This is a genomic window from Tahibacter caeni, assembly GCF_024609805.1.
Taxonomy (GTDB): domain Bacteria; phylum Pseudomonadota; class Gammaproteobacteria; order Xanthomonadales; family Rhodanobacteraceae; genus Tahibacter; species Tahibacter caeni.
Genome location: NZ_JANFVR010000201.1, coordinates 1 through 8914, shown reverse-complemented (window position 1 = coordinate 8914; position 8914 = coordinate 1). Strand labels below are relative to the sequence as shown.

Genomic DNA, 8914 nt, shown 5'->3' with positions numbered 1-8914 from the left:
CGCGCAGGCGCTCGCCTGGCGCCTCGGCGTGCCGGCGGCGACGGCGCGGCAGCTCATCGATCTCGTCATCGCCGACGCACACCGCCAGCACCAGCGTCGGCGCGCGGCCTTGCCGGCGGACGAACGTTCCGCGGCCACGCCGGACACGGCCGGCGTAGCGGCAACGACAGCGCGCCTGTTTGACCCGAATCAAGGCGGACGCTGACCCGCACCGCGCAGACTCGGCCTTTCCCTTCCTGCACGACCTGTCCATGACGCGCCTCGCTTCGCTCGACCATCCGCAGATCCTGGCCTGTGCCCGCGGGGAATTGTTCGGCCCCGACAACGCACGCCTGCCGTTGCCGCCGATGCTGATGTTCGATCGCATCACGCAGATCGACGACCACGGCGGCGACCACGGCAAGGGCTTGCTGCAGGCCGAGCTCGACATACGGCCCGACCTCTGGTTCTTCGGCTGCCATTTCGACGGCGACCCGGTCATGCCCGGCTGCCTCGGCCTCGACGCGATGTGGCAGCTCGCCGGTTTCTTCCTGCCCTGGCTCGGCGAGCCGGGACGCGGCCGCGCGCTCGGCGTCGGCGAAGTGAAGTTCGTCGGCCAGGTGCTGCCGAGCGCGCGGCTCGTGCGCTACGAGATCCACGTGAGCCGCGTCATCCGCAGCCGCCTGAAGATGGTCGTGGCCGACGGCCACACCTTCGTCGACGGGCGCCGGATCTACTCCGCGAGCAATCTGCGCGTGGGCCTGTTCCAGACCACGGAGGGTTTCTGACATGCGTCGTGTCGTCGTGACCGGCATGGGTGTGGTGTCCTGCCTCGGCGATGCGGCCGACGCCGTCTCGCGCGCGCTGCGCGACGGGGTCAGCGGCATCTGCGCGATGCCCGAATACGCCGCGCGCGGCCTGCGCAGCTGCATCGCCGGTCTGCCGCGCATCGATCTCGCGGCCGCCGTGGACCGCCGGCTCAAGCGCTTCATGGGCGATGCGGCCGCCTACAGCTACGTCGCGATGCGCGACGCGATCGCCGACGCGGGCCTCGGCGCCGACACCGTCAGCCATCCGCGCACCGGCGTGATCGCCGGCTCCGGCGGCGGCTCGGCGCAATGGCAGATCGAGACCGGCGACCTGCTGCGCGAGAAAGGCGTGCGCCGCGTCGGCCCCTACATGGTGCCGCGCACGATGTGCTCGACGGTCTCGGCCGCGCTGGCCACCGCGTTCGGCGTGCTCGGTGTCAGCTATTCGATCGCGGCGGCCTGCGCGACATCGGCGCATTGCATCGGCGCGGCCGCGGACCTGATCCGGCGCGGCACGCAGGACGTCATGTTCGTCGGCGGCGGCGAGGAGCTGCACTGGGGCATGGCCGCGCAGTTCGACGCGATGGGCGCGCTGTCGAGCGCCTACAACGACGCGCCGGCCACGGCCTCGCGCCCCTACGACACGGGCCGCGACGGCTTCGTCATCGCCGGCGGCGCCGGCATGCTCGTGCTCGAGGACTATGCGCACGCGGCCGCGCGCGGCGCGCGCATCCATGCGGAGCTCGTCGGCTACGGCGTGACCTCCGACGGCGCCGACATGGTCGCGCCGAACGGCCTCGGCGCGGTGCGCTGCATGCAGATGGCGCTGGCCGGCGTCGATGCGCCGGTCGACTACCTCAACACGCACGGCACGGCCACGCCGCTCGGCGACATCGTCGAGCTGCAGGCCGTGCGCGAAGTGTTCGGCGGCGCCGTGCCGCCGCTGTCCTCGACCAAGTCGCTGACCGGGCACTCGCTCGGCGCGGCCAGCGTGCACGAGGCGATCTACAGCCTGCTGATGCTGCGCGACGGCTTCATCGCCGGCTCGGCCAACATCGACGCGCTGGACCCGCTGGTCGCGGCGTTTCCGATCGTGCGCGAAAGCCGGCCCGCGGCGCTGAACACGGTGATGTCCAACAGCTTCGGCTTCGGCGGCACGAACGCGGCGCTGGTGTTCGCGCGCGCCTGAACGCGGCAGCCGGCGGCGATCGCCGCCGGCCTGACCTCGATCAATGCGCCGGTGTCGACGATGCCCGACGCTGTCGGCCGTCACGACAACGCAAGGATCTTTCTCCGATGAACACCACCGCGACTCCCGAGCTCGTCGAACGGGCGCGCCGCGCGCTCGCGGCCCACGACCGCACCGCCGAAGTCACGCCCGACGGCGACGGCGGCCTGATCGTGCGCAGCGAGCTCGACCAGGCCGAGGTGCTGCGCCTGCTGCAGGACGCCGCGCTGCCGGTCGCGACGCGCACCGTCGTCCGCAGCGACTGCTGCGGCGGCTGCTGCGGCGCCTGATTCTTTCCGCGGCGCCGGCCGCAGGGGGACGCGCTGTCGCGGCTGACGACAGGGCGCTTGCCGCGGCCGGTGTCGCGACCCGTATCGATTGCCCGGACGATTTCCGCATGAACGACCGCATCCGCCTGTTCGCCGCCGTCCTGCTGTGCGGCGCCACTGCCGGCCTCGCAGCAGCCGGCTCGGAGCCGCCACACGAAGCTCATGCGGCACATGCCGCGCACACGGCGCCGGCGCCCGGGCCAACTCGGGCGCCGGCGCAGCGCTGGGCCAGCGATGCGGCCTTGCGCGAGGGCATGAGCCGCGTGCGCACCGCGCTCGCGGAACTGCACCATTACGAGCTCGGCCACCTGCCGCCGGCCGCGGCGCAGGAACGGGCCGCGGAAGTCGAAGCGGCGATCCGTTTCCTGTTCGCCAACTGCACGCTCGCGCCCGACGCGGACGCGGCGCTCCATCGCATCCTGCTGCCGCTGCTGACCGCGGCGCAGCGCCTGAACCGCGACCCCGCGCAACGCGACGCCGTCGCCGCGATGCGCGAGGCCGTCGCGCCGTATCCGCTGCAGTTCGACGATCCCGGCTGGGCGGCGCCGGCAGCAGCCGCCGCGCAATGAACACGACGGCCGCCGGCGGCTACGTGCAGGCCTGGCAATGCATAGGCTGCGGCCGCATCGAAGCGCCGCAGCCGTGCATCGGCGTCTGCCGGGACCGCAAGGTGCTGCTGGTCGGCAAGGACGAGCACGATGCGGCGCTCGCCGAGATCCTGCGTCTGCACGGCGTCCTGTCGGCGGCTTCGTCCATGCTGCTGCGCTTCGGTGCGGCGACGCCGCGCGACGGGCAATGGGAAAACTCCTGCCGCGCACTGCAGCAGCAGGTGCGCGAGGTGCTCGCCGTGCTCGCGGACGCTGCGGAGGGCGCAAGCTGAAGACGTACGCCGCCGGCCCGGCGGCGTTCGCAGCGGCCGGCGGCAAGATTCCGATGTTGCAGTTCGCCGCGCCCGGCGCAACCGGCGCGCCGGCATCCGTGCCCGCAACCGTTCAACGCGCCGTTTTCGGCAGGCGTTGCGCCAGCTGCCGCCACAGCGCGTCGACGCGATCGTCGACGGCCGCGTCGGCCACGATCGGCTTGCCCCAGCTGCGCGCGGTTTCCTGCGGCCATTTGTTCGTCGCGTCCAGGCCGAGCTTGGAGCCCAGGCCCGCGGCCGGGCTCGCGAAATCGAGATAGTCGATCGGCGTGTTTTCGACGAGCAAGGCGTCGCGCGCCGGATCCACGCGCGTGGCCACGGCCCAGAGCACGGCCGCACCGTCGCGCACGTCGATGTCGTCGTCGACGACGATGACGAACTTGGTATAGGTGAACTGCCGCAGCCACGACCAGACGCCCATCATGATGCGGCGTGCATGGCCGGCGTACTGCTTGCGGATCGACACGAGCGCGACGCGGTACGAGCAGGCTTCCGGCGGCAGGTGGAAATCGACGATCTCGGGGAACGCCTTCTGCAGCAGCGGCACGAACACGTCGTTGAGCGCGAGCGCGAGCACCGACGGTTCGTCGTACGGCGCGCGGCCCATGTAGCTGCCGTGGTAGATCGCGCCGCGGCGCAGGTGCATTCGCGCGACGGTCAGCACCGGAAAATGGTCCTGCGCGTTGTAGTAGCCGGTGTGGTCGCCGAACGGGCCTTCGAGCGCGCGATCGCCGGGATGGATGAAGCCTTCGAGCAGGATCTCGGCGCCGGCCGGCGCGTCGAGGCCGGTCAGTGCGCTGTGCCACAGGCGCGTGCGGCGGCCGCGCAGCAGGCCGGCGAACTCGTACTCCGACAGGCTGTCGGGCACCGGCGCGACGGCCGCGAGCATCGTGGCCGGATCGGCGCCGATCGCCACGAGCACCGGGAACGGACGCTGCGGATGCGCCGCGCGCCAGTCCGCGTAGTCGAGCGCACCGCCGCGGTGCGGCAGCCAGCGCAGGATCACGCGATCCGGACCGAGTACCTGCTGGCGGTAGATCGCGACGTTCTGGCGCGGCTGGCGCGTGCCGCGCGTGATCACGAGGCCGAACGTGATCAGCCGGCCGGCGTCGTCGGGCCAGCAGTGCTGTATCGGCAGCCGCGCGAGATCGACCGCGCCGCCGCCGACGGTTTCGTCAAGAAACGCCGCATCCTTCACGCGCCGCGGCGCGACGTGGGCGAGCTGGCCGAGTTCCGGCCATTGCGCCAGCGCCGTGCGCAGGTCGGCGGGCCAGCGCGGCTCGCGGATCGCCGCGAGCAGCCGGCCGAGCTCGCGCAGCGAGGCCAGCGGACGCCCGGCCAGCGCGAGCTCGATGCGCCGGCGATGGCCGAACAGATTGCCGAGCAGCGGCTGCGCCGGCGCACCGGCGTTTTCCATCAACAGTGCCGGACCGCCTTCGCGCAGCGCGCGCAGACACAGCGCCGTGGATTCCAGATACGGATCGACCGGCTCGGCGATGCGCAGCAGCTGCCGTTCGCGTTCGAGCTGCGCGAGAAAGCCGCGCAGATCCTCGAAGCTCATGCGCGCGCGCCGGCCGGCGCCTGCCAGACGCCGTCGGCGACGCAGCGGTCGAGGCTCTTCCACCACGGCCGCAGGTCCAGCTCGTGCGCGGTCAGCCAGGCCGGATCGAACAGCGTTTCCGCATAGCGGTCGCCGCGATCGCAGAGCAGGCTGACGATGCTGCCGCGCTCGCCGCGTTCGCGCATGGCCGCGGCGAGCTGCAGGCAGGCGACGAAATTGGTGCCGGACGAGCCGCCGTAGCGGCGGCCGAGCAGGTTCTCGAGCCGCCAGGCCGCGGCGATCGACGCGGCGTCCGGCACTTCCGCGACCGCGTCGACGACGTCGAACAGGAAACCCGGCTCGACGCGCGCGCGGCCTATGCCTTCGATCAGGGTCGGCGCGTCGGCGCGGACGTCGCGGCTGCGCGCCTGCCAGCCGCGCGCGAACGCGCTGCCGGCCGGATCGGCCACGCACAGGCGCGTGGCCAGCCGGCGGTAGCGCAGATAGCGTCCTATCGTCGCCGAGGTGCCGCCGGTGCCGGCGCCGCAGACGATCCAGCTCGGCACCGGCGCGGGTTCCTGCGCGAGCTGGGCGACGATCGATTCGGCGATGTTGTTGTTGCCGCGCCAGTCGGTCGCGCGCTCGGCGAGACCGAACTGGTCCAGATGGCAGGCGCCGTGCGCCGCATGCTCGGCCGCGCGCGCGGCGACCTCGGACGGATCGTCGACGAGGTCGCAGGTCGCGCCGAGCGCCTGCACTTCGCGGATCTTCCGCGGCGCCGTGCAGGCCGGCATCACGGCGACGAAGGAGAGGCCGAGCAGCCGCGCGAACCAGGCCTCGGAAATCGCGGTGCTGCCGGAGGACGCGTCGACCACGCGCTGGCCCGCGCGCAGGCGGCCGTTGCACAGTGCGTAGAGATACAGCGAGCGCGCGAGCCGGTGCTTGAGGCTGCCGGTCGGATGCGCGGCCTCGTCCTTGAAATAGAACGCGATGTCCGGAAAGCCCGGCAGGTCCAGCTTGAGCAGGTGCGTGTCGGCCGACCGCGCGGCTTCGCGCGCGAGGGTCGCGATCGCCGCATGCTCCCAGTCGCGCGCCGACGCGTCGTCGAACGGCTGGTTCCGGCGCCAGGCGTTCATGCGGCCGCCGGCGCGCGCCGCGCCAGCAGGGCCTGGATCTGCCGCGCGAGGAATTCGAAATACCCGGCTATGTAGCTGATGCCGTTCTGGGTATCGATCAGGTACGGATTCATCAGGGTATGACGCAATATCACGAGACGGTCCTCCTCGGCAGCGCCGGTGTCCAGCCCGAGCGCATCGAGGATGCGCGCCGCGTCGGCGGCGCCGAGCAGGTCGAAGCGCAAGCTGGTGACCGAGCCGAAGAACTCCTTGAGCTGCAGCGGCTGCTGCGGATCGCAGCGCAGGCTGTCGTGCAGCGCGCCGACGAAGGCGTTGGCCGCCGCGAGCGAGCGGTTGCCGCAGGGGTTCAGCGCGACGCAGACGAGATTGCTGTCGGGCGCGAACGGCACGATCAGCCGCACCTGCCCGGCCTGCTCGCCGGCGAACTGCAGCGCGCGCGCCTGGAAGGCTTCGGCCGCACGCACCGTCGCGCGCGGCAGCCGTCCGAAATGGCGATGATCCAGCGGCAGCACCTTGTGCGTCACGTAGACCGCGGCCGCGCTCGCGCCGGATTTGGATCCCTCGGGAATGAACTGGCCCAGGCTGCGATAGCGCGCGAGATAGTCCGGCGGCGCATCGGAATGGAATACGTAGTCGGCGCGCTCGGCCAGCAGGGCCATCGCGCGATGGTCGCGGCAGATGAACGCGCCGGCGCCGTACGGCAGGTAGCCGAGCTTGTGCGGGTCCACGGTGACCGAATCGGTATCGGCCAGCGCCGCGAACGCCGCATGCACCTCGGGCGCCGGAAAGCGCGCGAACCCGTCGCCGACCTCGGCGCGCGTGCGCAGGCTGCCGTCCTCGGCGCGGAACAGCGTGGCCAGGTAGCCGCCCCAGGCCGCGTCCACGTGCACGCAGAAATCCAGGCCGCGGCCGCGCGAGCGGGCGCGCGCCGCGAGCAGCGCGTCGACCGGATCGACCGTGCCGTATTCGGTGCCGCCGAGCACGGCGACGGCCAGCAGCACCGGCCGGCGTTCGCGCGCATGGCGTTGCAGCGCGTCCTCCAGCGCGCCGGCGTCCAGGCGCATGCCGCGCGTCGGCAGCAGCTCGAGCTGGTCGCGGCCGAGGCCGAGCAGCTTGACGCCCTTGCTCCAGGAGTAGTGCGCCGTGACCGGCGCGAGCACGCAGGGCTCGCGCAACTGCGGATGCGCCGCGAAGAAGCCGTGCAGGCCGAGCTGTTCGACGCGCTGCGCCTCGACACGCGCCTGCCAGTCGGCGCGCCGCGCGGCGGGCTGCGCCGCGAGCCAGTCCTGCCAGCGCTGCAGCAGCGCGATCGTGGCCTCGCGCGGAAGATTGAATGCACTCCAGTCGTCGGGCGGCAGATCGAGCTCGCCGACGCCGGCCGCGCGCAGCGCGACCGGGAACGCCTTCAGAGCGAGCGCGAGGCGCAGCGCCTGATAGTTCGCGACCGTGCCGCCGGAGGTCAGATGGCCGAACGCACAGGCCGGCTCGCGCGGATCGTGCGGATAGCCGAGCATGCGCGCGAGCTGCAGGCCGACCTGCACTTCCAGGTCGACCGTGACCGGCGCGGCGTCCTCGCTGACGTTGTTCGGGTTGTACGGCAGGGTCAGCATCTGCGCGGCGAGGCCCGGCAGCAGCAGGTCCGAGACCATGTGGCCGAGGTAGCGCGGGCTGTGAAACGGCACCGATTTTTTCAATGCCGCCGACAGCTGGTGCAGCTCGCGGCGCATGCGCGCCTCGAAGTCCAGGTAGTCCGGCTGGCGCGCCGCGGCCGTCGCGATCGGCGGCGGATCCTCGGGGTGGAAGTTGCGCCGCCAGTAGACGTGGTCGCGCAGGAACTCGACGACGAGCTTTTCGAGCAGCGTGTCGTTCTCGCCGTAGGGGCCGAGGAAGCAGGCGTCCAGGGCGTAGTCGTGCGCGGCGCCGGCATCGGCGCTCGTCGGCGGGTCGCCGGCGCGGAACGCGGAAGTCGCCATGCGCTCAGCGCCCCGCGGACCGGCGTGCGAGGGCGTCCGGCAAGCGCCGGCGGCGGGGATCGAACGGCATGGCGGCGCTCCGCGGAAAGTCGGTGCCCATCCTGCGCAGCGGCGCGACGCGCCACACTGATCTGGATCAAATCCGCATCCGGTTGCACGTCGTCCGCACGCCGCGCGGTGCCTGCGGCGGCCCGCTTCCCGCGCCGCAGATGATCTGGATCAACGCGCTCCCGGCCGCCGCCTTGCAGACTGGGGCATGCCTCCGACCCCCATCCCCGCCATGGCTCCGCTGCTGCAGTATTCCGGTCCGGACGCGGAGCTCGTCGAATTCCCCGACACGGGCCGCTTCTCGCCGGAGTTCGGCGAAGCGCAGTTCCGCACGGCCGCGCGCCGTACCAACGACGATCCGGCGCCGCGGCTGCTGTCGCTGCATCTGCGCCTGCCGTTCGACGACGACGCGTCGCTGGCCGCCGACCGCGGCCGCAGCCAGGCCTACGTGCATCGCCTCGCACGCGAATGCGCGATCGTCGCGCCGCTGTTCGACCGCGACCGCGACGTCGTGCAGCTGCAGCTCGACGGCGTCGCGGCCGACCTGGCCGGCGACGCGCTCGGCGAGCTGCTGCATGCGGTGTCGCGCGGCTTCTTCCTGAGCCGCGCCGGCACGCGCGAGTTTCTCGTCGCGCTGCCCGGCGGCGTGCACGGCGCGGAAGAGCTCGGCGGCCTCGTCGACCTGGGTTTCAACCGCGTGCGCTTCCGCGTGCCGCCGGCCGAGGCCGGCCGCGACCTCGCGAGCCTGTTCGAGCGCAGCGTCGCGAACGCGCGCGAGGCCGGCTTCCGCTCGATAGGCCTGGACCTGCTCTACGGGCTGCCGATCGGCGGCGACGCCGAGTTCGACGCCGGTCTGCACCGGCTGCTCGCCTTGCGTCCGGACCGCATCGGCCTGCGCGGCGAGGATGCGCCGGCGCACGACGGACACGCGCCGCCCGCGACCGAGCGCCGGC

10 protein-coding genes are annotated in these 8914 nt (G+C 72.5%); 7 read left to right on the top strand and 3 right to left on the bottom strand.

What is annotated here, in order from left to right; all coding sequences use genetic code 11:
* The 6 genes from NON22_RS15880 to NON22_RS15855 all read left to right on the top strand — a co-directional run.
* The coding region (locus NON22_RS15880; RefSeq protein WP_257387921.1) for a hypothetical protein at window positions 1–205 on the top strand (205 nt) is incomplete at its 5' end.
* 46 nt (window positions 206–251) lie between these two features.
* Entirely contained in the window at window positions 252–767 is a 516-nt protein-coding gene (gene fabA, locus NON22_RS15875) for a 3-hydroxyacyl-[acyl-carrier-protein] dehydratase FabA (protein WP_257387920.1), read from the top strand.
* A 1-nt stretch (window position 768) separates the two neighbouring features.
* Window positions 769–1977, top strand: coding sequence for a beta-ketoacyl synthase N-terminal-like domain-containing protein (locus tag NON22_RS15870; protein ID WP_257387919.1), 1209 nt, complete (start codon window positions 769–771; stop codon window positions 1975–1977).
* 107 nt (window positions 1978–2084) lie between these two features.
* Window positions 2085–2306, top strand: coding sequence for a hypothetical protein (locus NON22_RS15865; protein WP_257387918.1), 222 nt, complete (start codon window positions 2085–2087; stop codon window positions 2304–2306).
* A gap of 107 nt (window positions 2307–2413) precedes the next feature.
* Entirely contained in the window at window positions 2414–2914 is a 501-nt protein-coding gene (locus tag NON22_RS15860) for a DnrO protein (protein ID WP_257387917.1), read from the top strand.
* Window positions 2911–3225, top strand: coding sequence for a hypothetical protein (locus NON22_RS15855; RefSeq protein ID WP_257387916.1), 315 nt, complete (start codon window positions 2911–2913; stop codon window positions 3223–3225). The genes NON22_RS15860 and NON22_RS15855 overlap by 4 nt, the downstream gene beginning before the upstream one ends.
* 112 nt (window positions 3226–3337) lie before the next feature.
* Here NON22_RS15855 and NON22_RS15850 read toward each other — a convergent pair whose 3' ends face one another.
* Genes NON22_RS15850 through NON22_RS15840 form a run of 3 tightly spaced genes read right to left on the bottom strand, consistent with a single transcriptional unit; the run spans window position 3338 to window position 7913 of the window.
* Complete coding sequence (locus tag NON22_RS15850; protein ID WP_257387915.1) at window positions 3338–4825, bottom strand: UbiD family decarboxylase; 1488 nt, start codon at window positions 4823–4825, stop codon at window positions 3338–3340.
* Entirely contained in the window at window positions 4822–5940 is a 1119-nt protein-coding gene (locus NON22_RS15845) for a PLP-dependent cysteine synthase family protein (protein ID WP_257387914.1), read from the bottom strand. Before NON22_RS15845 ends, NON22_RS15850 begins: the two co-directional genes overlap by 4 nt.
* Window positions 5937–7913 carry a pyridoxal phosphate-dependent decarboxylase family protein gene (locus tag NON22_RS15840; protein ID WP_257387913.1) on the bottom strand — a complete coding sequence of 659 codons (1977 nt, stop codon included), beginning with the start codon at window positions 7911–7913 and terminating at the stop codon, window positions 5937–5939. Before NON22_RS15840 ends, NON22_RS15845 begins: the two co-directional genes overlap by 4 nt.
* 280 nt (window positions 7914–8193) lie before the next feature.
* On the opposite strand from NON22_RS15840, the gene NON22_RS15835 reads away from it, so the two are divergent.
* Window positions 8194–8914, top strand: a 721-nt coding sequence (locus NON22_RS15835) for an oxygen-independent coproporphyrinogen III oxidase (RefSeq protein ID WP_484600507.1), incomplete at its 3' end; no start/stop codon positions are given.